The following is a 26,349-nucleotide window of genomic DNA, read 5'->3' on the forward strand; positions in this document are numbered from 1 at the left end:
GAGCAACGAGCAACCAACACCGAACAACGAGCAACCAACACCGAACAACGAGCAACCAACACCGAACAACGAGCAACCAACACCGAACAACCAACAACGAACCGATGAAGAAAGAGTCAATGATGCCTCGATTCCTCCGGCTGGTGGCCATGGCCGCCGCGCCCTTGGTGCTGGCCGGCGGCCTCATGGCCGCCGCGCCGGCGCCGAGCGCCTCGGCCGCTGCCGACCCCGCCTTCGACGCCGCCAAGGTGCTCGATCTGCGCTTCGACGGCGACCTCGCCGACGCCGGTCCGAATGCGACCGCCATCACGATGCAGAAGGGCGATGCCGCGTTCGCCGAAGGAGCTCGGGGCCAGGCGTTCGAGTTCTCCGGTTCGAGTGCGATCTCGCTGGGCACGGCGGCCTCGCTGCAGCCCTCGAGTCTCACGGCGTCGTTCTGGTTCAAGCCGAGCGGCGCGATGACGGGCGAGCAGGTGTTCAGCTGGAGCAAGACCGTCTACAACTCGGACGGCTGGTACCTCACCTCGGCGAGCGACAGCACGCCGCTCGCACTGTCGATCGGCCCGGGCGGCAGCCAGCCGTACCAGGTCGCGGTGGACGCCCCCCGGGCGGAGTTCTTCCCCGCGGATGAGTGGACCCACGTGGTGGCCACCTACGACGAGACCACGAAGGCCGTGGCGTTCTACCGCAACGGCGAACGCCAGACCGCCACGGTCAAGTACCCGGCGACGGGCACGTCCACAGGCGTGCTGGGTTCGGAGAGCACCTCCACCAAGACCCTCGGCTACAACGGCCCCACCTACAACGGATCCCACGTGCGCGGTCTGCTCGACGACTACCGGCTCTACGACGCCGTGGCCTCGACCTCTGATGTCGTGGCCCTCACCCAGGAGACCGACCCCGCGTTCGATCCCGCCGAGGTCGCGCAGCGCGCCCTCGATTCGCTCACGGTGCCGGCCAGTGCCGCGGCCGACTTCCCGCTCTCCGCCGTGGCCGCCAACGGGGCCGAGATCACCTGGACCTCCTCCGATCCCTCCGTCGTCTCCACCGACTCGGACGACGGCCAGGCGCATGTGACCCGCCCCGAGGCAGGAGACGCCGACGTCACCCTCACGGCCACCGCGACCTACGGCGGCAGCGAGGCGCGCACGAAGGACTTCGTGGTGACCGTGCCCGGCCAGGGCAGCGAGGCCTCCATCTACGTCGACGACACCGATCTCAGCGAGGTGCTGCTCGAGGATCCGTATCTCGTGAACGGCAACCAGAAGATGGTCGACTACCTGCTGACCCTCGATCCGGAGCGGTTCCTCAGCGGCTTCTACACGCAGGCCGGTCTGCCCACCACGGCTGAGCCCTACGGCGGCTGGGAGCGCACCTCGGGCACCCGGTTCCAGGGCCACTTCTTCGGCCACCTGATCTCGGCGCTCTCGCAGGCCTATTCCTCCTCGACAGACCCCACCGAGAAGGCGGCGCTGCTCGAGAAGCTCACCATCGCGATCGACGGCCTCGAACGCGCGCAGACCGCCTACGCTGCGAAGGATCCCGCGAATGCCGGCTACGTCTCGCCGTTCCCGGTGAGCTACCTGCCGCACGGCAGCGACGGACTGCTCGTTCCCTTCTACAACCTGCACAAGGTGCTCGCGGGTCTCGTGGATGCGCACGAGTACGCCACTCCCGAGCTCTCGCAGAAGGCACTCACCGTGGCGAGCGGCTTCGGCACCTGGCTGCAGGGCTGGGCCTCCCGCCAGGCCGATCCCTCGAGCATGCTCAACACCGAGTACGGCGGCATGAACGAGGCGCTCTACAACCTCTACGCCATCACCGAGAACCCCGTGCACAAGCGCGCGGCGGAGTACTTCGACGAGGTGTCGCTGTTCCGCGAGCTCGCCGCCGGCAACGACGTGCTGAACGGCCGCCACGCCAACACCACGATCCCGAAGCTCATCGGTGCGCTGAAGCGCTACACCGTCTTCACCGACAACCCACGGCTCTACGCCACGCTCACCCAGGCGGAGAAGGACGACCTCGGCATGTACCGCACCGCGGCCGAGAACTTCTGGCAGATGGTGGTCGACGACCACTCCTACGCCAACGGCGGCAACAGCCAGTCCGAGCACTTCCACGCACCGGGCACCCTGCACGAGCACGCCACGAACGGCACCACGTCGGGCTACGGCGAGAACTCCACCTCCGAGGTGTGCAACGAGTACAACATGCTCAAGCTCACCCGCGCCCTGTTCCAGGTCGACCCGCAGGTCAAGTACCCGGACTTCTACGAGCACACCTACATCAACACGATCCTGGCTCAGCAGAACCCCGAGACGGGCATGATGACCTACTTCCAGCCGATGGCTGCGGGGTACGCGAAGGTGTTCGGCGCTCCGGAGGACGAGTTCTGGTGCGACCACGGCACGGCCACCGAGAGCTTCACCAAGCTCGGGGACTCCATCTACTTCCGCAAGGATTCGACCGTCTACGTGAACATGTTCCGCTCGTCAGTGTTCACCTCCGAGCCGCACAACCTCGAGCTCACGCAGACGGCGGATGTGCCGGCGTCACCCGATGTGCAGTTCACGGTCGACAGCATCGACGGCGGGGCTCTGGCCGAGGGCACGACGCTCCGTCTGCGCATTCCGCACTGGGTGGCCTCCACCCCCACCCTGACCGTCAACGGCCAGGCGCAGGATGTCGCTGCGCTCACCGACGAGGGCTACCTCGTGGTGCCGGTCAGCCAGGGTGACAGCATCCAGTACACGCTGCCCGCCGAGGTCACCGTCGACGACGGCACCGAGAACCCGGACTGGGTCGCCTTCCGCTACGGACCCGTGCTGCTCGCGACCGAGCTCAACCGCAACAACGTCGACGCCGACTACCTCGCGGGTGTGCTCGTGCGCATGAGCGTGGCCGACAAGACGGTGAACGACAGCATCGTGGTGCCCGACGCCGAAGCCTGGAAGGCGGGCATCGCCGAGAACCTGGTGCGGCTCGACGACGGAGCGGATGCCAACGGCACCGTCACGATGCGCTTCGGCCTTCAGAACGCGGATGCGGCCTCCGAGGCGCTTGTGTTCACGCCCTGGTACAGCCTCTACGACGCCAGATACGCCATCTACATGAATCTCATCGAGCCCGACTCGGCCGAGACGCAGGCCCTCATCCGGAGCGAGAAGGAGAAGCTGCGGATCGCCGAGATGACGACCGATTCGCTCGTGTCGTTCGACAACAACAACAGTGAGGCCGACAAGAACTACAAATACAGCAAGTCGGCCACGGGAGTGTGGCGCGGCCAGGGCTACCGAGACGGGCAGCGGGCCGTGGATGCGTACTTCCAGTACGACATGGTGGTCGACACGTCTGCTCCGAAGAACTACCTGGGCGTGCGCTACTTCGGTGGCGACGACGGGCGCACCTTCGACGTCTACGTCAACGACGTGAAGCTCAAGTCGGAGCGCATCACCAACGCGGCGGGTGCGGACGACTGGTACGTGCAGTACGACGAGCTGCCCGCCGACGTGCTGGCCGCCATCGACTCGCGCGACAGCTACAAGCGCGACCAGAACGGCGCCTACGTGCTCGACGCCGAGGGCCAGAAGATCCCGGTCGTGACCGTGCGGTTCCAGGGCAACGGCACGAGCTTCGTCGGAGGCGTCTACGGGGTGTACACCACCACCACGACGACCTTCGACACCGCGGCCGACCTGTCGGCCCTGCAGGTGGAGGGCGGAACGCTGTCGCCGGACCTCGCCGACGGGGTGTACGACTACACGATCACCGTTCCGGTGGAGGCGACCTCGGTGGTGCTCGACGTCGACCCGGCCGTGCCCAGTGGCCTGATCTTCGTCGACGGGATCCTCATCGACGACACGGTCGGTCGCACGGTCGCGGTCGCCCCCGGTGCGGAGCCGACGACCGTGGTGCTGCGCTCCTCGGCGCAGGACCACACGACCGAGAAGGAGTACCGCATCCGGATCGTCCGCGAGGCGGTGGAGCCGGAGCCCACGGGCCCGGTTGTCGATCGGATCGCTGGAGCGGACCGGTATGAGGTGGCTGTCAACACGTCGAAGGCCGGATTCCCGACGGGATCGTCGACCGTGTACGTGGCGTCAGGTGCCGTCTTTGCGGATGCGCTGTCGGCGGCTTCTGCCGCCACGGTCGCCGGGGCGCCGATCCTGTTGACGACGCCGACGGATCTGCCGACCTCGGTCTCGGCCGAGATCGAGCGGCTCGGGGCCACGGACATCGTGGTGGTGGGTGGTGAGGCCACGGTCTCGCGCAAGGTCGCGGCCTCGCTGTCGACCCTCGGGACCGTGACGCGGATCGGTGGTGCCGACAGGTACGAGGCGTCGCGCAACATCGCCGCGGCGGCGTTCCCGGATGGGGCGCCCACGGCGGTGCTGGCGACCGGCTCGACGTTCGCCGATGCGCTCTCCGCGGGTGCGGCGATCGATGGCGCGGGCCCGGTCATCCTCGTCAACGGCACTCAGCCCTCGCTGGATGCGGCCACGAAGGCGCTGCTCGCGGATCTCGATGTGAAGAGCCTCGCGATCGCCGGCGGCGAGGCATCGGTGTCGGCGGGGATCCAGGCGGATGCGGCGAAGATCGCCACCACCGTGCGGCTCGGCGGCGCTGACCGGTTCGCGGCCTCGCGATCGATCAATGACCACTTCTTCACGGAAGCGGATCACGTGCTCCTCGCCACGGGGCTCACGTTCCCCGACGCCCTCGCGGGCTCGGCGTACGCCCCGCGCATCGATGCGCCGTTGTTCACGGTGCTGAGCGATTGCATCCCGGCCGAGACCCTCGCCCAGATCGAGGAGCTCGGCGCCACCAAGGTCACCCTCCTGGGCGGCACCGCAACCCTCACCGAAGCGGTGGAGAACCTGGTGGCCTGCCCCTAGAAGACACACCGGGCCCGTCTTACGAGAAGGCGACCCATCCCATCTCGGGCAAGCGCGAAGCGCGCGGCAGCCCCAGTCGCCCCCTCCTCGTGATCATCGGGGGCCGACTGGGGCTGCCGCGCGCTTCGCGCTTGCCCTCGGATGACGGTGTTGCGTCTCAATGTCGGTGGCTGGTGATTGAATAAAGCTCATGAAGCCGAGATTCGTAGAGACACCGAGTCGGGCCGGTCGCGCCTTGGACCGGGTTGATGACCGGATTCGGTCTGCGGTGAATGGGTTCGCTCGGATGGATCGGATGATCGCTCGGCTGCAGGCTCGGCAGGTGCGGTTTCTTGCTGAGGCTGTTGCCGCGTCCGAGTGGAAGGCGGAGGTTCTCCAGGGTGGGCTGACTCCGGATGCGCGCACGTGGGCGCGGCGTTCTGTGAGGGCCGAGATCGCCAACGCTTCGCGCCGAACGGAGGGCTCGGTCGACAGGCTCATCGCCGACGCGGAAGCGCTCGTCGCAGATCTCCCCAAGACACTCGCCGAGCTCGGTTCCGGCAAGATCTCCTATGCTCACGCCCGGCGGATGGTCACCCAGGCGGGTTCTCTGCCGGTCGAGTCGCGGGCGTCGTTCGAGCAGGCCGTTCTGCCGAGGGCCAAGGAATGCAACCCCGCGCGCTTCGACGATGCGGCTCGGCGACTCCGCGAGACCCACCACCCCGACTCGATCACCCAGCGCGCCAAGAAGGCTCACGAAGACCGGGCCGTGTGGCTCGATGCCGAGCGTGACGGGATGGCCACTCTGCACCATCACCTGCCCGCGGTGGATGCGCTCGCGATCCATGACGTCCTCGATAAGGCTGCGCGTGCGGCTCGTTCAGACACGGAGTCGCGCACCCAGGCGCAGTTGCGGTCCGACATCCTCGCCGACACGATCCTCGGGCGGGCGGATGGCGCGCTGGGATTCACCCCCACAGTCATCGTCAGCGTGCCCGCGGCGATGATGGCGGGGTGCGAGGGCCCGGACGATGGGCAGGCACAGCTGCACGGGTACGGCCCGATCGATCCCGAGCTCGCCAAGCGGCTCGCGGCGAAGGCCCCCTCCTTCCTCAAGGTGCTTGTACATCCCGGCACGGGCGACACCATCGAGGTCGCCGGCCGTTACCGCATCCCTGCAGCGCTCCGCGACGCTCTCATCGTGGCCGACGAGCATTGCCGGTTCCCCGGCTGCGGCCGGCGGGCGGCGCGTTGCGAGCTAGACCACACCGAGGACTGGGCCCACGGGGGCCGATCCACCGCCTCGAACCTCGCCCACCTCTGCTCGGGTCACCATCATCTGAAGCACAACGGCGGGTGGAAGGTCAGTAGACCACCGGGTTCACCGCCGGGATCACGAGAACTCGAATGGCACTCCCCACTGGGTGCCACGTACCGCACCGTTCCGCCCACGAGTCGTGCATGGCGGCATCCATAGCTGCTCCCAAGGTTCGTGCAACACCGCCCATAGGTGCGATTCCTACGGTCGAACCGTGAAGATCATCGAACGAATGAAGCGGATGCGTGTGCGCACCTGGGTGATCGCGGGCGCCGCGGTCGTCATCATCGCGGGTGGGGGCACCACCTGGGCCGTCCTCGCCTCCTCCTCGGGAGCCGAAGCGCAGACCGCCCCGGCCGCGGCATCCGTGGCCGCCAGCCTCGAGACCCTCGAGAAGACCATCGACTCGTCGGGCACCCTCGCCCCGACCGTGCAGGAGGACGTGGACTTCGCCGTCGCTGGCACCGTCACCGCGGTGAACGTGACCGCCGGTCAGACGGTCGCCGCGGGAGACGTGCTCGCCACCGTCGACACCCTCACGGTGCAGGCCGACGCCCTCGCAGCCCAGGCCTCCCTCGCCCGAGCGCAGGCGACCCTCGCCTCCGCCGAAGCGGACGACGACGGCAGCGACGAATCGGCCGCCCAGATCGCCTCCGACCAGGCGGCCGTCGACGAGGCGCAGGCCGCCGCCGACAAGGCCGCCGCCGCGATCGCCGACGCCACCCTCGTGGCCCCGGTGGCCGGGCTCGTCACGAGCGTGAACCTCGAGGTCGGTGACACGACCACCGGCTCCGGCAGCGCATCGGGATCGACGGGCACCTCCGGATCCGCGGCGACCGGCGCGACAGGCTCGACCGGCACCACCACCTCGACCGCCCAGTTCACGATCGTCTCCACCGACTCCTGGCAGGTGAGCCTCTCCATCGGCGAGACCGACCTCGCCAACGTCGCCGTCGACGACCAGGTCGAACTCTCCACCGACGACGGCACTGCCTTCTTCGGCACGGTCTCCGAGGTCGGCATGCTGCCCTCCACCACCTCCGGCGCCGCGGCCTACCCCGTGACCGTCGCCGTCACCGGATCCCCCGAGGGGCTCCACGACGGAATCTCCGTGACCGCCTCCATCGTCTACGAACGCCGCACCGACGTGCTCACCGTGCCGAGCGCCGCCGTCACCACGGATGCGGATGGCGCGAGCACCGTGACCGTCGTGGATGCCGAGGGCACCGAGACGGTCACTCCGGTCACGGTCGGCGAGACCGTCGATTCGCTCACCGAGATCACCGAGGGGATCGCCGAGGGCGATCTCGTGCAGGTGAACTCCTTCACACCCGGATCCGGCAACAGCGGCACCATGCCGGGAGGGGGCGAGCTGCCCGACGGCTTCGAGCTGCCCGAGGGCTTCGACCCGAGCCAGATGGGCGGCGGGGGAGCAGGATTCCCCGGCGGCGCAGGCGGCACCGGCGGCGTGACGGGCGGCACCCAGTGACCCCGACAGCCACACACGCCTCTGCCGCTCGTCATATTCCCGAAAGTGCATACGGCGATCCGGTCATCGAACTCACCGGCGCCCGCAAGACCTACCGCTCCGGAATGATCGAGTTCGAAGCCCTTCGCGGCATCGATCTGGAGATCCGTCAGGGCGAGTACGTCGCCATCATGGGCCCCTCGGGGTCCGGCAAATCGACGCTCATGAACATCCTCGGGTGCCTCGACGTGCTCACCGAGGGTCACTACCGACTGGCCGGCCACGACGTCGACGACCTCGACGAAGCCGAGCTGGCGGCCATCCGCAACACCGAGATCGGCTTCGTCTTCCAGCAGTTCAACCTGCTGCCCTCGCTCGAGGCCTGGCGCAACGTGGAACTGCCCCTGCTCTACGGCAGGGTGCCCGCCGCCGAACGCCGTGCCCGCGCCGAGCGCAGCCTCGAGCGAGTGGGCCTCGGATCCCGTTTCGCGAATAAGCCGGGCGAGCTGTCGGGCGGCCAGCAGCAGCGTGTCGCCGTGGCGAGGGCCCTCGTGGGCGAGCCCACGATGATCCTCGCCGACGAGCCCACGGGCAACCTCGACTCGGTGTCGACCGCCGACGTGCTCGGGCTCTTCGACGAACTGAACGGCCTCGGCCGCACCATCGTGCTCATCACCCACGAGCTCGAGGTCGCCGAACGGGCGAAGCGCATCGTCTGGGTGAAAGACGGCGAGCTCAGGCTCGACGCTCCGAGCGGTGAGGCGCGTGCCCATGTGCTCGCCGGAGCGGCGGGTGCGGCATGAACTGGAGCGAGACGATCGGCACCAGCTGGGCCGCCGTGCGATCGCACGGCCTGCGTTCCCTGCTCACTGTGCTAGGCATCCTCATCGGCATCGCCGCGGTCATCCTCACCGTGGGCCTCGGTCTCGGCACCCAGAAGGACGTGAGCGAGCAGATCTCGTCGCTCGGCAGCAACCTGCTCATCGTCGAACCGGGATCCAGCACCGACAGCTCGGGTGTGCGCGGTGGCTTCGGCACGGGCGCCACCCTCACCACCGCGGATGCGGAGGCCCTCGCCTCGAGCGTCAACGCTCCCGACATCGCCGGGGTCGCCGCCGAGAAGAGCACCTCGCTCGCTCTCGAGGCCAACGACACGAACTGGACCACCACCGTCACGGGCACCACCGAATCCTGGCTCGACGTGCGCTCGCGCTCGCTCGAATCGGGTTCGTTCCTCTCCGAAGCGGATGAGGACGCCTCGGCCGCGGTGACGGTGCTCGGCTCCGAGACCGCCACCGAGCTGTTCGGCACCACGAACGTCGTGGGGCAGTCCGTCTCGATCGATGGGCGCACCTTCGAGATCATCGGCGTGCTCGCCTCCGCCGGTTCCGACTCATCGTCGAACCTCGATGACATCGCGCTCGTGCCGCTCTCGACCGCCGCGAACCAGCTCATCGGGGGCACGGACTCGAGCTCGGTCTCGACGATCTACCTCAAGGCGGCCTCCGACACGCAGCTCGCGGCGGCGTACCAGGAGGCCGAGGCGGTGCTGCTCAATCTGCACGCGATCTCGGATGCCGAGTCGGCCGACTTCTCCATCAGCTCCCAGAACGCGCTCGTCGACACCGCGACCTCGATCTACCAGACCCTCACCGTGCTGCTCACGGGCATCGCGGGGCTCTCGCTGCTCGTCGGCGGGATCGGCGTGATGAACATCATGCTGGTCTCGGTGACCGAACGCACCCGGGAGATCGGGCTGCGCAAGGCGCTCGGGGCGCCGCCCTGGGCCATCAGGAGGCAGTTCCTCGTGGAGGCCGCCATCCTGGGGCTCTCCGGCGGAGTGCTCGGTGCGCTGCTCGGCATCGGGGCGGCCCTCGCGCTGCCCGGGGTCGTCGGATCGTCGATCATCGTCTCTCCCGCCGCCGTGGGGGTCTCGATCGGGGTCGCGATCGCCATCGGGCTCGTCTTCGGTGTGTACCCCGCCACACGTGCGGCGCGACTGGCTCCGATCGATGCGCTCCGGAGCGAGTGACGCCCGGTGCCGTGATGTTCCCCGCCGTCTTCCCCGCCCTCGTCCCCTCGCCCGCCCCCTCCCGAATCTTCCCCTCCGTCTCCCACCCAGAAGGACAGTCATGAACTCCACCACTCCCACCTCCACTCCCACCCCGGCGGCAGCGAAGCGACGTCCGCTCGCCCTGCGCTTCGGCGTGGTGCTCGCGGCGGCCGGTGTGCTCGCGCTCTCGGCGTGCTCGGCGACGGCCGCGTCGAGCGACTCCTCGGCACCGGCCACAGAGGCGCCCGCCGAATCGGCCCCGGCCGAGGGCGGAGGCGGGGTCTCGGGCGAGATCGCGGCCGTGACCGGCACCACGCTGCAGGTGCAGGGATCCGACTCGCAGACCGCCGTGGACTACAGCGACTCGACCACCATCACGCAGACCGTGGCCGCTGCGCTCGCCGACGTGCAGGCGGGTGTGTGCGTGACGACCATCAGCGGAGGATTCACCCCGGGCGGCGCCGATGACGACGAGTCCGCGACCTCCACGGATGAGGATGCAGCCGCGACCATGGTGAGCATCTCCGCGGCCGTCGACGGCACGTGCGAGATCGCGGGCCTCGGCGGCATGGGCGGCATGGCCGGGGGCGGGATGAGCGGCGGCGAGCTGCCCGAGGGCGCCACGCCCCCCGCCGACCTTCCCGAGGGCATGACCGGTGCCCCCACGGGTGCCCCCGACGGCGCCGGGTCGGCCGGCGGCTTCGGCGGCTTCAGCTCGGGGCTCGTCACGGCGGTGACGGCGACGTCGATCACCGTGGAGACCACGGCCGAGGACGGGACCGCGACCACCACGGAGGTCGCCGTCGACGACAGCACCACCTACACCGCCACGAAGGCAGCGGATGCGACGGCTCTCGCGGTGGGGCTGTGCGTGACGGCGCTCGGCGAGTCCGACGACAGCGGTGCGGTGGCGGCGACCGCTCTCTCGCTCTCCGAGCCGACCGACTCCGGATGCTCGACCATCGCCGGCCCCGGCGGCTCCGGTGCGGGCGGGGGAGCGGGCCAGCGCCCCGACGCCTCCGGCGACGACACCACGACCGACACCACCGGCGCCTGATCGCGTCGCGACCACCGGCGCTCGATCGCTTCCCGACCACCGGCGCTCGATCGCTTCCCGACTACCGCGCTCGAACGCAACCCGACCACCCGGCGCCTGATCGCGGCGCGACCGACCTCGCCCACTCCACCCTGCTGACCACCTCGACCGGAAGCTGAACCGTGACCGACTCCACCCCCACCCCGCCCCGATCCGGGGAGCCCGACGCCTCCGCGAGCCCTGCGAGCCCAGTCAGCGCTCGTTCTGCCGCTTCTGGACCAGCAGAGTCCGGCTCGGCCGCGCCTGCTGCGAAGCCCGCGGGTGGCACGAAGGCCGCGGGTGGCACGAAGGCGGCGGATGCCACGAAGACCGCGGATGGCGCGAAGGCGGCGGGTGGCACGAAGGCGGCGGGTGGCACGAAGGCGGCGGATGCCACGAAGGCCGCGGGTGGTATGAAGCCCGCGGACGGCACGAAGGCGGCGGATGCCGCGGACGGCACGAAGGCGGCGGGTGCCGGGGTCGGGGGGTCGGCGGTGGCCGCGTCCACCGCGACGAAGGCGGGCGGCGGGCGGCCGCTCAGCCCCAAGAAGCTCGAGGCGCGGCGCAAGCGGCGTCGACGCGTCCTCGCCGGTGCCGTTGCGACCGTGGTGCTGTGCGCCGTCGGGGGAGGGGCGGCCTTCGCGATCGCTCAGCTGCCGACGGGCTCGTACCGCACCACCGCGGCGGCGCTCGGTTCCGTCGAGCAGACCCTTGATCTCAGCGGCACCGTGGCCTCGGCCACCCGGAGAGACGCGGCCTTCCAGGTGGGGGGCACCGTGAACGGCGTCTCGGTCGCGGTGGGCGACACCGTCACCGCGGGCCAGCAGCTCGCCACCCTCGACACCTCCGACCTGCAGGACGCGGTCGACGCCGCAGCCGACGCCGTGACGACCGCGGAGGAGCAGCTCGAGGCCGACCTCGAGGCGCAGTCGTCGACGTCGACAAGCACGTCGGGCACGGGATCCGACGCCACGGGCACGACGCAGGGCGGCACCGGCACCGGAACGGGCACCGGCACAGGCACCGGAGGCGCAGCGCCGGACGGCACTGCTCCGGACGGGTCCGCGCCCGATGGCTCCGACCCCGATGGCACCGATCCGGATGGCTCGGATCCCGACGGGTCCGATCCCGGCGGCTCCGATCCGGACGACCCCGGGTCGGGTGGCGGCGGCACCGTGGACACCGAGGCGCTGCAGGCCGCTGCCGATGCGGTCACCGCGGCGCAGCAGGCTCTTCTCGCCCAGCACTCCGTGGCCACCGAGGCTCTCGCCACGACCCAACAGACTCTCGCGTCCTCCGACGAGACCTGCCGCCCGTTCCTCGAGGCCACCCTCGACTCGCTGTCGAGCGGAACCGCCGATGACACGGCGACGGATGGGTCGGACCCCGCGGCCGAGGACCCGGCTGCCGCAGATCCGGCTGCCGATCCCGCGGCCGCCGACCCCGATGACACCGCGGCCCTCGATGCCATCAAGGCCGATCTCGCGGCCTGCCAGTCCGCCATCACCCAGGTGCAGACCGAGCAGTCGACCGCGAACGACGCCCAGTCGGCGGTGCTCCTGCTCATGGACCAGCTCGACGCGGCGGTCGCCACCCTCCAGTCGGCCCTCACCGAGGCCACGGGATCCGACGACACCACGCCCACCCCCGAACCCACATACACGCCCCTGGCCTCCGCACCCACCGCCGACACCACGGCAGCGCAGACCACAGCAGCGCAGACCACAGCAGCGCAGACGACCGCTGCCTCCACCGGCCTCGTGGTGCAGCTCGCCTCTGCGGTGACCGCGGCCGACCCCACCTCGGGTACGGGATCCGGCACCGCGGAGACCAGCACGGGCACCGGAGCCGCCTCGGGCGCGACCTCCGCCACCATCACCGCCGAGACCATCGTCGCCGACCAGGCCGACATCGACGTCGCGGAGTCCGAGCTGGCCATCGCGCAGCAGCAGCTCACCCTCGCGACCCTCACGAGTCCCATCGCGGGCACGGTGGCCGCGGTCTCGATCGCCGCCGGAGACACCGTCACGGCAGCCTCGACCACGGCGGTCATCACCGTCATCGGCGACGACGGCTACGTCGTGACCACCACGGCCACCCTCGCCGACGTCTCCACCCTCGCCGTGGGCCAGACCGCCACGGTCACCCTCCCGAGCGCCGACGCCGCATCGGCCGGCGCGCTCACCGGTGTGGTGAGCTCGATCGGCGTGCTCGACACCTCGGAGAACTCCTCCACCCCGAGCTACGACGTCACGATCGCCCTCGACCCCACCGAGGAGTCGCTGCTCAACGGCGCCTCGGCGCAAGCGGAGGTCGACGTGGCCTCGAAGGCCGATGTGCTCACCGTGCCCACCTCGGCCGTGCACCGCTCGGGAGCCGACTACACGGTCGACGTGCTCGTCGACGGCGTGCCCCGCAGCACGCCGGTGACGATCGGTGCGATGGGATCCGAGCTCACCGAGATCGCCGACGGCCTCACCGAGGGCGACACCATCGTGCTCGCCGACCTCGACGCCGACGTGCTCGACACCTCAGTGGAGGACACCGAGAGCACGGGCCTCGCAGGCCTCGGCGGCTCCGACACCACCACCGTGCCTGGCGGCGGCGTCCCCGACTTCACCGGCGGCGACTTCCCGGCCATCCCCACCCAGTGACCTCGCCCACCCAGTGACCTCGCCCACCCAGTGACCTCGCCCACCCAGTGACCTCGCCCACCCAGTGACCTCGCCCACCCAGTGACCTCGCCCACCCAGTGACCCCCACCCAGTGATCCCCACCCAGTGACCCCGCCCACCCAGTGACCCCCGCCCGGTGATCCCCACCCGATGACCCCCACTTGGTGATTCCGCCCGGTGCCCCACTCGGTGATCCCGCCCGGTGTCCCCACCCAGCGTCCCCACCCAGTGATCCCCGCTCGGCGATCCCACCGGGTGCCCCGCCCCAGCGCCCCCGCAGCCCCGGCGGCGTCGGGCGTCAGGGGCGGGTGCGGGTGCGCACGCCCGCGCCGGCGGTCGGCGTGGCGGCGCCGAGAGGCGCGGTCGACGAGCGCACCACGAGCAGCGGCAGCGAGGGCGGCGGCGGCTCGATCGGGTCGCCGTTGATGCGGGCGAGCAGGGTCACGAGCATGTCGCGCCCCACCCGCTCGAAGTCCTGCCGCAGCGTGGTGAGCGGTGGCGCCATGTGCGCCGCCTCGGGGATGTCGTCGAAACCGACCACGCTGATGTCCCCCGGCACGGTCAGCCCCCGCTCGGTGAGCGCGTGGATGAGCCCGAGCGCCATCTGGTCGTTCGCCGCGAACACGGCCGTGACATCCGGAGCGAGGCCCCGACCGAACTCGAAGCCCGACGCGGGCGTCCAGTCGCCCGTGCCCACTACGCGGGCCGCGAGCCCCGCCGCCGCGAGCTCGTCGCGCCAGCCGCGCTCGCGTTCGTTGGCGTCACCGGAGTCCGCCGGGCCGGTGAGGTGCGCGATGCGCCGATGACCGAGCGAGATGAGGTGCGCCGTGGCCGCCCGCCCGCCAGAGTACTGGTCGACCCCGACCGTCATCATGCCCGTGCGCTCCGTGGCCTGCAGCGCCACGAGCGGCACCGTCAGCTCCATGCCGGCCACGATGTCGGTCACACCCTCGCGGCCGCTGATCACCGCGATGCCCTCCACGTTCTGCCGCAGGAACGCCTCCACCGCCGCCCGCGCGGATCCCGGATCGCTGTCGACCATGTTGGCCGTGAACACCGACCATCGGGCATCCCGCGCGGCCGCGTTGAAGTGCAGCACCGACGACGACGGACCGAACTCGGTGCCCCCCGTGGCGATGAGCCCGATGGTGCGCGACCGCTTCGTCACGAGCGCGCGGGCCGCGGGGGAGGGCACGTACCGCAGCTGCTTGATGGCCTCCTCCACCCGCGCCTTGGTGGCCGGCCGCACGTTCGGCAGGTCGTTGAGCACACGGGAGACGGTCTGGTGCGAGACGCCCGCGAGTCGCGCGACGTCGAAGATGGTGGCCTGGCGCGGGGTGTCAGCCATGATCTCCGCCCGCCTCGCCCGGTGAAGGCGCCCCGTTCGCCAGCTCCGCCCAGTCAGCCAGCCCCGCCCCGTCAGCCAGCTCCGCCTCGTCCGGCCCCTCGGCCATCGCCGCCAGCAGCCCCGAGACCGAGAGATCGTGGTTCGGCAGGTCCGCGACCTTGCGCCGCTCCCGCAGCACCGCCACGCGGTGACTGATGCGCAGCACCTCCTCGAGCTCGGCCGAGATGAACACCACCGAGAGCCCGTTCTCGGCCAAGTCGGTCACCATCTTCTGGATCTCGGCCTTGGCCCCGATGTCGATGCCGCGCGTGGGCTCGTCGAGCACGAGCAGTCGGGGTGCGATCGCGAGCCACCGCGCGAGCAGCACCTTCTGCTGGTTGCCGCCCGAGAGGTTCTTCATGAGCGCCTCGGGGTCGGCGGGCCTGATGTCCATGGCCTGGATGTAGCTCGCCGCGAGCTCCTCCTGCCGCTTCCGCGGAATGCGCCTGAGCCACCCCAGGTCGGCCTGCAGCGCGAGCGCGATGTTCTCGCGGATGCTGAGCTCGCCGATGATGCCCTCGGTGCGCCGGTTCTCCGAGGCGTAGGCGATCCGCCGCTTGAGTGCTCGCCGGGGTGTGCCGAGCCTGGCGGGGGAGCCGTCGACGGCGAGCGAGCCGCTGTCGGCCCGATCCACTCCCGTCAGCAGCCGCGCCAGCTCTGTGCGCCCCGAGCCGAGCAGCCCCGCGATGCCCACGATCTCGCCCTCGTAGATCTTGAGGTCGACGGGCTCGATGGCCCCCGAGCGCCCGATGCCGATGGCCTCCACGTAGGGCTCCTCGTCGTCGAGCGAGTCCTCCACGTCGCTCGCGTCGATGCGCCGCCTGATCTCGTCGAACGCCGAGAGCTCCTTGCCGATCATCTTGTGCACGAGATCGATGCGCAGCAGCTCCTGCGGCAGGTACTCACCCACGAGCCGGCCCTCCCGCAGCACTGTGAGCCGATCGGAGATCTCGTACACCTGGTCGAGGAAGTGCGAGATGAAGAGGATCGCGACCCCCTCCGACTTGAGCACGGAGATGACCCGGAACAGCTCGGTCACCTCGTCGTTGTCGAGGCTCGAGGTGGGCTCGTCGAGGATCAGCACCCGCGTGCGCACGGCGATGGCGCGCACGATGGCGACGAGCTGCTGGATGGCGGGCGGATGATCCGACAGCATCGACGACGGATCGATCTCGACCCCCACCGAGTCGAGCAGCTCCCGCGTGCGCTCGCGCATGAGCGGCCACGAGATGCCGCCCCACGCCCGCCTCGGCTCCCGACCGAGCAGCACGTTCTCGGCGACCGAGAGGTTGGGCAGGAGGTTGATCTCCTGGTAGACCGTGCTGATGCCGGCGGCCTGCGCATCGGCCACTCCCGAGAACGACACCTCGCGCCCGTCGACGCGGATGGTGCCGCCGTCGGTGCGGTAGACGCCGGTGAGAGCTTTGATCAAGGTCGACTTGCCGGCTCCGTTCTCACCCATCAGGGAGTGCACCTCGCCGGGGTACAGCCGCAGGTCGACACCGTCGAGGGCCCTCACTCCGGGGAAGCTCACCGAGACCCCGGAGAGCTCGATGATCGGCGACGTCGGCATCCGCTAATTGTGAGGGTTCACATTACGTGTTGACAAGAGCGCCGGGCCATGGATATCGTTCAGCACAGCCCGGATGTGAGCGCTCACAAGAACGCTCACCCGATCTCACATCAAGAACAGCACATTCACACCGCTCCCCCGACGACGGGCAGGCGGATCTCGAGGAGGAGATCAATGTTCAAGACAGCACCCTTCCGCGCATTCGCGGGAATCGCACTCGCCGGAGCCATGGTGCTCGGCGTCACCGCTTGCGCAGGCGGCGGATCCGACACGGCCGCTGAAGGCGGCGGCACCGACGGCGAGATGACCACCATCGGCTTCGTGGCCGTCGGCCCCGAGGGCGGATGGCGCACGGCGAACGAGCAGAACATCCAGGACTCGTTCTCGGCCGAGAACGGCTTCGACCTCAAGTACGCCCCCGCCACCAACGGCGACCAGAACTCGCAGATCACCGCCTTCACGTCGTTCATCGACGAGGGTGTCGACGCCATCCTGCTGTCGGCCACCGAGGCCACCGGCTGGGAGAGCGTGCTCGAGCGCGCCAAGGAGGCCGAGATCCCCGTCGTGCTCCTCGACCGCGGCATCGAGCCGAACGACACCGAGCTCTACACGAGCCGCATCGCTCCCGACAACGTGGGCATCAGCGCCTCGGCCGCCGAGTGGGCGAACGGCCAGTTCCCCGACGGCGCCAACTACGTCGTGCTCGAGGGCCCTCCCGGCCTCTCGGTCGTGAACGACCGCAACAAGGGCTGGGACGAGTCCATCGCCTCGAACTTCACCAAGCTCGAGTCGCAGTCGGCCAACTGGTCCACCGAAGAGGCCAAGAGCGTCTTCGAGACCATCCTCAAGGCCAACAACAACGACGTGCAGCTCGTCTTCGCACAGAACGACGAGATGGGCCTCGGCGCCGCTCTCGCCGTCGAAGAGGCCGGCCTTACCCCCGGCACCGACGTGAAGATCATCACGATCGACGGCACCAAGGCCGCCCTCGAGGCGCTCGCCGCCGGTCGCCTGAGCTTCGTGGCCGAGTACAACCCGCTGTTCGGCGACACCGCCATCGAGGTCGTCGAGGCCGCGCTCGCCGGTGAGACCGTCGAGAGCGAGATCGTCGTTCCGAGCGTGACCTTCGACTCGCCCGAGGCGGCGGCCGAGGCTCTGCCCGACCGCGCGTTCTAAGCAGCACCCCGGCCGGTCGGCCGGCAGCCACTACGCTGCCGGCCGACCGGCTTGATCCGCTCCCCGCAGCACCGGGAGCAGCACCACCAGCACCAGCACCACCACCAGCACGAAGCACCAGCAGCACCACCGCCACCCACCGACGACGCCGGGCACCCCGGCAGAACCAGGCAGACCATGGCAATCACCGAGCCGATCGTCGAGATGGAGGACATCTCGATCGAGTTCCCCGGCGTCAAGGCCCTCCAGAACGTGCGCTTCCGCCTCTTCCCCGGCGAGGTCCACACCCTCATGGGCGAGAACGGCGCCGGCAAGTCGACCTTGATCAAGGCCCTCACGGGCGTCTACAAGATCGACTCCGGCACCATCCGCGTCGCAGGCGGCCCCCGCTCGTTCAGTGGAACAGCGGATGCGCAGAGCGCCGGCATCTCGACGGTGTACCAGGAGGTCAACCTCTGCGACAACCTCACCGTGGGTGAGAACGTGATGCTCGGCCACGAGGTCCGCGGCCCCTTCGGCATCAACTGGAAGAAGACCCACGAGGCAGCCCATGAGGCCCTCGTGCGCCTCGGTCTCGGCGACATCGATCCGCAGAAGCCGCTCTCGAGCATCTCGCTCGCGCTCCAGCAGCTCGTCGCCATCAGCCGCGCCATGGTCACCAACTCGAAGGTGCTCATCCTCGACGAGCCGACCTCGAGTCTCGACGCCAACGAGGTCGAGGGCCTGTTCCAGGTCATCCGTCGACTCCGCGACGAGGGCGTCGCCATCCTCTTCGTCTCGCACTTCCTCGACCAGGTCTACGCCATCAGCGACCGCCTCACGGTGCTGAGGAACGGCGAGTTCGTGGGCGAGTACATGACCCCCGAGCTCAACCGCACCGAGCTGATCTCCAAGATGATCGGCAAGGACTACGGCACCCTCGCGGCACTCGGCTCGAACCGCGGGCGCACCGCCGTCGCCGACGCCCCTGCCTTCTACAGCGCCAAGGATCTCGGCCGCAAGGGCTCGATCGATCCCGTCGACATCGAGGTGCACGCGGGTGAAGTGGTCGGCCTCGCCGGTCTCCTCGGCTCCGGCCGCACCGAGCTCGGCCGTCTCATCTACGGCGCCGACAAGCCCGACAGCGGCGAGGTCACGATCGGCGGCGTCACCTCCGAGGTGCACTCCCCGATGGCCGGTCTCTCGAAGAAGATCGCCTTCTCCACCGAGAACCGCCGCGAAGAGGGCATCATCGGCGACCTGACCGTGCGCGAGAACCTCATCCTCGCCGTGCAGGCCCGCAGGGGCTGGGCGCGTCCGCTCTCCCGCCGCGAGCAGAACGAGCTGTGCGACAAGTACCTGCTCGAGCTCAACGTGCGCCCCTCCAACCCCGAGCTGCCCATCAAGAACCTCTCCGGCGGCAACCAGCAGAAGGTGCTGCTGGGCCGCTGGCTCGCCACCAACCCCGAGCTGATCGTGCTCGACGAGCCCACCCGCGGCATCGACGTGGGGGCCAAGGCCGAGATCCAGGAGGCCATCGCGGCCCTCGCCGAAGACGGCATGTCCGTGGTCTTCATCTCGTCCGAGCTCGAGGAGGTCGTGCGCCTCAGCGAGCGGATCGTCGTGCTCAAGGACCACCGCAAGATCGGTGAGATCATCAACGGGCCCGACGTCACCGCCGACACCATCGTCGACCTCATCGCCACCGAAGGGAACGCGTCATGAGCGCCGCCACTCCGAGTTCCGCTCCGCCGCGATCGGCGCCGAAGGGATCGGGCCCCGACAGCTCCTCGGGCTCGGCCCGCAGGGTCATCGGCACCATCATCCACCAGCCCTACATCTGGGCGATCGCCACGCTCCTGCTGCTGCTCGTGATCAACCTGATCAAGGATCCGACCTACCTCGGCGTCTCGGTCAACGAGAGCACCGGCAACCTCTCGGGCAACGTCATCGACATCCTCCGAGCGAGCGCACCGATCATGATGATCGCGATCGGCATGACGCTCGTGATCGCCACCAGGGGCATCGACCTCTCGGTCGGCTCCGTCATGGCGGTCTCCGGTGCCGTGTCGATGGAGTTCATGAACAACTCCGGCGGCAACGACGCAGGCACAGCCTTCATGGCGGCGGGCCTCGCGCTCGGCATCAGCGCCATCCTCGGCACCGTCAACGGCGTGCTCGTCTCGATCGTCGGCCTGCAGCCCTTCATCACGACCCTCATCACGATGCTCGCCGGTCGAGGACTCGCGAAGGTCATCACCTCGGGCCAGAACACCTCGGCCACCAACGAGCCCTTCAACTGGATCGCCAACGGCACCGTGTTCGGGTTCCCGGTGATCTTCGTGATCGGCGCCGTGATCGTGGCGATCGTGGCGGTGCTCGTGCGTCGCACAGCCCTCGGCCTCATGATCGAGTCGATCGGCATCAACCCGCGCGCGGCCCGGATGGCGGGCATCCGCCCGATCGGCATCCTCATCTCCGTCTACATCGTGAGCGCGGTGCTCGCGGGCATCGCGGGCATCTTCAGCACGGCGAGCGTGATGACGGTCGAGGTCTCGAGAACCGGCCTCAACGCCGAGATGGATGCGATCCTCGCCGTCGTGATCGGCGGCACCTCCCTGGCCGGCGGCAAGTTCTCGCTCACCGGCAGTGTGATCGGCGCCCTGCTGATCGCCACCCTCGACAAGACCATCGTCTTCCTCTCCATCCCGTCGTCGGCCACGCCGGCGTTCAAGGCGATCGTGATCGTGGCCATCTGCCTCCTCCAGTCGCAGCGGGTGAGAGCCCTCTTCGCTAGGCGGAGAACCCGGACGACGCCCTCGGCGCCCGTCCCGACGCGAAAGGAAACGGTGTCGGCATGAGCACCCTCATCGATCGCCCCACCGCGGGCGCCCCGGCAGCACCCAAGCGCTCGCTGCGCTCGCGCCTGACCCCGAACCTCGAGAGCCTGCCCACGCTGGCCGCCGTCGTGATCTTCATCGGAATGGTCATCTACGGCGAGATCGCCTACGGCCGGATCGTGCAGTTCAGCACGATCTCGAACCTCCTGATCAACAACGCCTACCTGATCATCCTCGCCGTGGGTCTCACCTTCGTGATCCTCACGGGCGGTGTGGACCTCTCGGTCGGTGCCGTCATCGCCATCAGCAGTCTCGTGGGGGTGATGCTCGCCAATGCGGGCTGGAACCCCGGCGTCGTGATGGTGCTGATGATCCTCATCGGATCGGCCTTCGGCATCGCCTCGGGGATCCTGGTGCAGTACTTCAACGTGCAACCGTTCATCGCGACATTGGCGATGATGTTCCTGGCCAGAGGTCTCGCCTCGATGCTGAGCACCACCCCGGAGCGACTCGCCGACGACTCGGCCATCCGCACCCTCTCCACCGAGTGGAAGGTGATCGACGGCCCCAAGATCGACGACCTCATCACCACTCCCAACGTGCTCATCGCCGCCGCCGTCGTGATCGTGGCCTTCTTCGTGCTGCACAAGACGCGGCTCGGACGCACGGTCTACGCCATCGGCGGATCCGAGCAGTCGGCGCTCCTCATGGGTCTCCCCGTGGTGCGCACCAAGCTCCTCGTCTACGTGATCAGCGGCACGCTCGCCGGTCTCGCCGCCGTGGTCTACACCTCCAAGCTCGGCATCGCGCAGAACATCACCGGTGTGGGCTGGGAGCTCGACGCGATCGCGGCCGTCATCATCGGCGGCACCCTGCTCACGGGAGGCGCGGGCTTCGTGCTCGGCTCCGTGATCGGAGCTCTCGTGCTCGGCCTCATGAACGTGCTCATCACGCGCGACGGCAGCATCCCGCCCGAAGCGACCACGATCATCACCGGCGGCATCCTGCTGGTGTTCGTGCTGCTGCAGCGGCTCGTGGTCTCGCGCAAACGCAAGACCTGATCCGCACCATCCCATCCATCACCCCGTTCGACGACGAAGCCGAAAGAGGAGTACAAACCCCCATGAAACACCTGTCCCTGAAGACGATGGTCACGGCCACCGTCGCGGCGCTGGTGGTGCCGCTCGCCGGCACCACCATGGCGTCGGCCGCCAATGCGGCACCCCTCGCCTCCGATGAGCACCTGGTGGCGCACTACGCCCTCGACGAGACCGAGGGCACCACCGCCCTCGACAGCTCGGGCAACGACCGCAACGCCACCTACGCCGGCGGCCCCGCCCTCGGCGGAGGCGCGGGAGCGACCCTCGACGGCGTCGACGACCACGTGGCGCTGCCCGGCAACATCCTCGCCGGGCTCGACTCGGTCACGGTGAGCCTCGAGGTGCTCGTGCGCCCCGCGCAGGCCACCCCGTACTTCCTCTTCGGCCTCGGCAACCCCGCCACGAGCAACACCGGATCCGGCTACCTCTTCGCCACCGGCAACGCTCTGCGGGCGGGCATCACCACCGGCAACTGGAGCGGCGAGCAGGTCGCCAACTCCGGTGCCAACCTCGCGCGCGGCGTCTGGAAGACCGTCAGCTACACCCTCGACGACGCGACCGACACGGCACGCGTCTACCTCGACGGAGTGCAGGTCGCCGAGAACACCGGCGTCACCGTGAAGCCCCGAGAGCTCGGTGCCGGTACGACCATCTCCAACTACATCGGGCGCTCCAACTACGCCACCGACCGCTACCTCGCAGGCAGCGTGCGCGACTTCCGCCTCTACGACACGGCGCTCACCGCCGGCGAGGTCGCCGAGCTGCAGGCCGCTGACGACGTGCGCATCGAGCGCGACGCCGCCCAGCTGAGCATCGGCGACACCTCGGCCGTGCAGTCGAACCTCACCCTCCCCGCGACCGCCCCCAACGGGTCGGCCGTCACCTGGGCCTCGAGCGCTCCCGAGTTCGTCTCCACGACCGGTGCCGTCACCCGTCCCGCATCCGGCCAGCCCGACGCCACGGTGACCCTCACCGCCACGCTCACCCGTGGCGGGTCGAGCACCACGAAGGACTTCACGGTCACCGTCGTGGCCGAGCCGAGCGACCAGTACGACGTCGACACGGCCGCTGCGGCGATCGCCCTCGTCAGCATCGACGACGTGCGCGGCAACATCACGCTGCCCGCCTCGCAGGCCGGCATCGCGATCGAGTGGGCGTCGTCCGACACCGCCGTGATCACGACCGACGGCATCGTCACGCGTGGCGCGGCCGACACCGCCGTGACCCTCACTGCGACCCTCCGCCAGGGCGACGCCGTCGCCACGCGCGAGTTCGCCGCCACTGTGCGCCAGGCGATCCCGACCCCCGAGTACGAGGGCTACACGTTCGCGTACTTCACCGGCAACTCGCTCGAGGGCGAGAACATCTACATGGCCGCGAGCGAGGGCAACAACGCCCTCGACTGGAACGAGCTCAACGCCGGGCGACCGGTGCTGACCTCCAGCGAGGGCACCAAGGGCCTGCGCGACCCGTTCCTCATCCGCTCGCCCGAGGGTGACACCTTCTACCTCATCGCCACCGACCTCTCCATCGGCAGCGGCACCTCCTGGGGCGACTCCGTGCGCCAGGGCAGCCACTACATCGAGGTCTGGGAGTCGAACGACCTCGTGAACTGGTCGGAGCAGCGGCACGTCAAGGTCGCCCCCGACAACGCCGGCAACACCTGGGCGCCCGAGGCCTTCTACGACGAGACCATCGGCGAGTACGTGGTGTTCTGGGCCTCCTCGCTCTACGGCGACGACGACCCCGACCACACGGGCTCGAGCTACCACCGCATGATGTACGCCACCACGCGCGACTTCGTGACCTTCAGCGAACCGCAGATCTGGCAGGACGACGAGGGCCTCGCCCGCATCGACTCCACCGTGATCAAGGAGAGCGACACCTACTACCGCTTCACCAAGGACGAGGGCGCGAGCGGCACCGGCTGCTCCGACATCATCCAGGAGAGCTCCACCGAGCTGCGGGCCACGCTGGAGTCGTGGACGATCCTCGACTCGTGCATCGGCCGCGACGCCGGCACGAGCGCCGTCGAGGGCCCCACGGCCTTCGCCGCCAACCCCGGTGACGTCAACGGCGAGAAGTTCTACCTCTTCGTCGATGAGTACGGCGGACGCGGTTACATCCCGCTCGAGACCGCCGACATCGCGAACCCGGACTGGAAGGTCTCCGAGACCTACGACCTGCCCGCGAGCCCCAGGCACGGCACCGTCGTGCCGGTCACCGCGGCTGAGCTCGAACTCCTCAACGAGAGCCTGGGCGGCGAGCCCGAGCCCGTGCCCGCCAACGAGGAGGGGGAGATCGTGCGCTACGACTTCACCGACTCGACCGGCACCACGCTGAGCGACAGCTCCGGCAACGAGCTCGACGCCGAGGTCATGGGCGGTGCGGCGTTCGCCGACGGCGCTCTCACCCTCGACGGCGGCGACGACTACGTGAAGCTGCCCAACGACATCCTCGCGGGTGTCGAGGACATCACGGTGCAGGCCGAGGTGTGGATCGATCCCACCCAGCCCAACCCGTACTTCATCTACGGGCTCGGCAACACGTCCGGCGGCGCCGGCAACGGGTACCTGTTCACCACGGGCAACGCCTACCGCACGAGTCTCGCCACCGCGAACTGGACCACCGAGCAGACCGTCTCGCAGGGCTCCGACCTCACGAGGGGCCGCTGGGCGAATCTCACCTACACGCTGGAGGACACGACGGCCACGTTGTACCTCGACGGCATCGAGGTGGGCTCCGGCACCGTCACCTCCGACCCGGGAGACATCGGAGGCGGCTGGACGAGCGCCAACTACCTGGGCCGCTCCAACTACGACAGCGACAACCGACTGAAGGGTTCCTACCGCGAGTTCGCCCTCTACAACCGGGCGCTCTCGGCCACCGAGGTGCTCGAGGCCTCCGGCAACACCACGGCGATCTCCGGGGTCACCCTCGAGGAGGACGTGCTGAAGGTCGCGCCGATCGTCGACTCCGAGGCGCGCGAGGTCACCTTCCCGCTCGTGCCGGGCACCGACGCGAGCGCGCTCACGCCCGTGTTCACCACGTCGTCGTCGGTGGAGGCCTCACCCGCCTCCGGCACCACGGTCGACCTGACCGAGCCCGTCGAGGTCACCCTCACCCCTGAGACGGGCGAGCCCGTCGTCTGGACCTTCACGGCCATCGAGATGAAGACGCCGAGCCTCCCCGGGCTCTACGCCGACCCGAACATCGCGGCCTTCGGCGACACGTACTACATCTACGCGACCTCCGACGGCTACCCCGGCTGGGGCGGCAAGGAGTTCTACGTCTGGACGTCGAAGAACCTCGTGGACTGGGAGCGCTCGGAGGAGCCCTTCCTCACCCTCGACGGGGCGAACGGCGACGTGCCGTGGGCCGCGGGCAACGCCTGGGCCCCGACCATCACCGAGAAGAACGGCAAGTACTACTTCTACTTCAGCGGGCACAACATCGCGCTGGACAGGAAGACCATCGGCGTGGCCGTGGCGGACAGCCCCGAGGGGCCGTTCACCGCGCAGCCCGAGGCGATGATCCTGAACAACGAGGCCGTGACCTCGGGCCAGGCCATCGACCCGGCCACGTTCACCGACCCGGCCACCGGGAAGAGCTACCTCTTCTGGGGCAACGGATCGCCGCTCTACGGTGAGCTCTCCGACGACATGCTGTCGATCAAGGCGGGCACGATCAAGCGCATGGAGGGCATCACGGACTACCGCGAGGGCTCCTTCGTGAACTACCGCGAGGGTCTCTACCACCTCACGTACTCGATCGACGACACCGGCTCGGAGAACTACAAGGTGGGCTACGCCACCGCGACGAGCGTGGACGGGCCGTGGACCTACCGCGGCGTCATCCTCGAGAAGGATCCGTCGCAGGGCATCCTCGCCACCGGCCACAACTCGGTGCTCAACGTTCCGGGCACCGATGACTGGTACATCGCCTACCACCGGTTCCAGATCCCGGGCGGTGACGGCCAGCACCGCGAGACCACCATCGACAAGCTGACCTTCGACCCCGAGACCGGGCTCATGCAGAAGGTGACCCCCACTCTCGAGGGTGTCGCTCCGCAGGAGATCCCGGGCACCGACCCCGAGCCCACGGACCCCGTGGTGGATCGGATAGCGGGTACGGATCGGTACGAGGTCGCTGTCAACACGTCGAAGGCCGGGTTCCCCGAGGGGTCCGACACGGTCTACGTCGCGTCGGGTGAGGTGTTCCCGGATGCGCTGTCCGCGGCTCCGGCAGCCACGGTCGCCGGTGCTCCCATCCTGCTGACCACGGCGGCGAACCTGCCGACCTCGGTCTCGGCCGAGATCCAGCGGCTGGGCGCGACGAAGATCGTGATCGTCGGTGGCACCTCCACGGTGTCGACGATGGTCGAGGCGTCGCTCGCGACTCTCGGCACGGTCTCCCGGATCGGTGGTGCTGACAGGTTCGAGGCATCGCGGAACATCGCGAAGGCCGCGTTCCCCGACGGTGCCGACATCGCGGTGCTGGCCGACGGGAGCAAGTTCCCGGACGCGCTCTCCGCAGGTGCCGCGCTGGATGGTGCGGGCCCGGTGATCCTGGTGAACGGTGCGCTGTCCACCCTGGATGCGGCGACGAAGAAGCTGCTGACCGATCTGGGTGTGACCGAGATCGCGATCGCCGGTGGTGAGGCGTCGGTGACGGCGGGCATCCAGACGGATGCCGCAGCCATCGCCGACACCACCCGCCTGGGTGGTGCCGACAGGTACGAGGCGTCGCGGACGATCAACGCGGCGTTCTTCGACACCGCCGATCATGTGCTGCTCGCGACGGGGCTGAAGTTCTCCGACGCTCTCGC

The 26,349-nt window shown here is 69.3% G+C and carries 14 protein-coding genes; 12 read left to right on the forward strand and 2 right to left on the reverse strand.

The window, feature by feature from the left end:
• Positions 1-119 precede the first annotated feature (119 nt).
• The 7 genes from ACEXQC_RS11495 (at position 120) to ACEXQC_RS11525 (ending at position 13,445) form a co-directional block, all read left to right on the forward strand.
• On the forward strand, positions 120-4,898 hold the full coding sequence (locus ACEXQC_RS11495) for a beta-L-arabinofuranosidase domain-containing protein (protein ID WP_374821952.1): 4,779 nt from the start codon (positions 120-122) through the stop codon (positions 4,896-4,898).
• A gap of 295 nt (positions 4,899-5,193) precedes the next feature.
• Positions 5,194-6,354 (forward strand): HNH endonuclease, encoded by a 1,161-nt coding sequence (locus ACEXQC_RS11500; RefSeq protein WP_374821955.1) that lies wholly within the window; start codon positions 5,194-5,196, stop codon positions 6,352-6,354.
• A 55-nt stretch (positions 6,355-6,409) separates the two neighbouring features.
• On the forward strand, positions 6,410-7,684 hold the full coding sequence (locus ACEXQC_RS11505; protein ID WP_374821957.1) for an efflux RND transporter periplasmic adaptor subunit: 1,275 nt from the start codon (positions 6,410-6,412) through the stop codon (positions 7,682-7,684).
• Positions 7,685-7,788: 104 nt separating this feature from the next.
• Positions 7,789-8,466, forward strand: coding sequence for an ABC transporter ATP-binding protein (locus ACEXQC_RS11510; RefSeq protein ID WP_374821960.1), 678 nt, complete (start codon positions 7,789-7,791; stop codon positions 8,464-8,466).
• Positions 8,463-9,695, forward strand: coding sequence for an ABC transporter permease (locus ACEXQC_RS11515; RefSeq protein WP_374821962.1), 1,233 nt, complete (start codon positions 8,463-8,465; stop codon positions 9,693-9,695). The genes ACEXQC_RS11510 and ACEXQC_RS11515 overlap by 4 nt, the downstream gene beginning before the upstream one ends.
• Before the next feature lie 100 nt (positions 9,696-9,795).
• Complete coding sequence (locus ACEXQC_RS11520; protein ID WP_374821965.1) at positions 9,796-10,773, forward strand: hypothetical protein; 978 nt, start codon at positions 9,796-9,798, stop codon at positions 10,771-10,773.
• A gap of 161 nt (positions 10,774-10,934) precedes the next feature.
• Complete coding sequence (locus ACEXQC_RS11525) at positions 10,935-13,445, forward strand: HlyD family efflux transporter periplasmic adaptor subunit (RefSeq protein ID WP_374821967.1); 2,511 nt, start codon at positions 10,935-10,937, stop codon at positions 13,443-13,445.
• A 319-nt stretch (positions 13,446-13,764) separates the two neighbouring features.
• Here the strand turns inward: ACEXQC_RS11525 and ACEXQC_RS11530 are convergent, their stop codons facing one another.
• Both ACEXQC_RS11530 and ACEXQC_RS11535 read right to left on the reverse strand, forming a co-directional pair.
• Positions 13,765-14,814, reverse strand: coding sequence for a LacI family DNA-binding transcriptional regulator (locus ACEXQC_RS11530; protein WP_374821970.1), 1,050 nt, complete (start codon positions 14,812-14,814; stop codon positions 13,765-13,767).
• Positions 14,807-16,426: a sugar ABC transporter ATP-binding protein gene (locus tag ACEXQC_RS11535; protein ID WP_374821973.1), complete on the reverse strand. Its 1,620-nt coding sequence runs from the start codon at positions 16,424-16,426 to the stop codon at positions 14,807-14,809. The genes ACEXQC_RS11530 and ACEXQC_RS11535 overlap by 8 nt, the downstream gene beginning before the upstream one ends.
• A 174-nt stretch (positions 16,427-16,600) precedes the next feature.
• Between ACEXQC_RS11535 and ACEXQC_RS11540 the strand changes: the two genes are divergently transcribed.
• The 5 genes from ACEXQC_RS11540 to ACEXQC_RS11560 form a co-directional block, all read left to right on the forward strand.
• Complete coding sequence (locus tag ACEXQC_RS11540; RefSeq protein ID WP_374821976.1) at positions 16,601-17,602, forward strand: ABC transporter substrate-binding protein; 1,002 nt, start codon at positions 16,601-16,603, stop codon at positions 17,600-17,602.
• Between the two features lie 177 nt (positions 17,603-17,779).
• The gene (locus tag ACEXQC_RS11545; RefSeq protein ID WP_374821979.1) at positions 17,780-19,306 is read left to right on the forward strand and encodes a sugar ABC transporter ATP-binding protein; all 1,527 of its coding nucleotides are present in this window, start codon (positions 17,780-17,782) and stop codon (positions 19,304-19,306) included.
• Positions 19,303-20,442: an ABC transporter permease gene (locus tag ACEXQC_RS11550; RefSeq protein ID WP_374821982.1), complete on the forward strand. Its 1,140-nt coding sequence runs from the start codon at positions 19,303-19,305 to the stop codon at positions 20,440-20,442. Before ACEXQC_RS11545 ends, ACEXQC_RS11550 begins: the two co-directional genes overlap by 4 nt.
• Complete coding sequence (locus ACEXQC_RS11555; RefSeq protein ID WP_374821985.1) at positions 20,439-21,482, forward strand: ABC transporter permease; 1,044 nt, start codon at positions 20,439-20,441, stop codon at positions 21,480-21,482. Before ACEXQC_RS11550 ends, ACEXQC_RS11555 begins: the two co-directional genes overlap by 4 nt.
• 62 nt (positions 21,483-21,544) lie before the next feature.
• Positions 21,545-26,349: family 43 glycosylhydrolase (locus ACEXQC_RS11560; protein ID WP_374821988.1), on the forward strand; the 4,805-nt coding region annotated here is incomplete at its 3' end.

This window comes from Herbiconiux liukaitaii, assembly GCF_041927495.1.
GTDB classification, from domain to species: domain Bacteria; phylum Actinomycetota; class Actinomycetes; order Actinomycetales; family Microbacteriaceae; genus Herbiconiux; species Herbiconiux liukaitaii.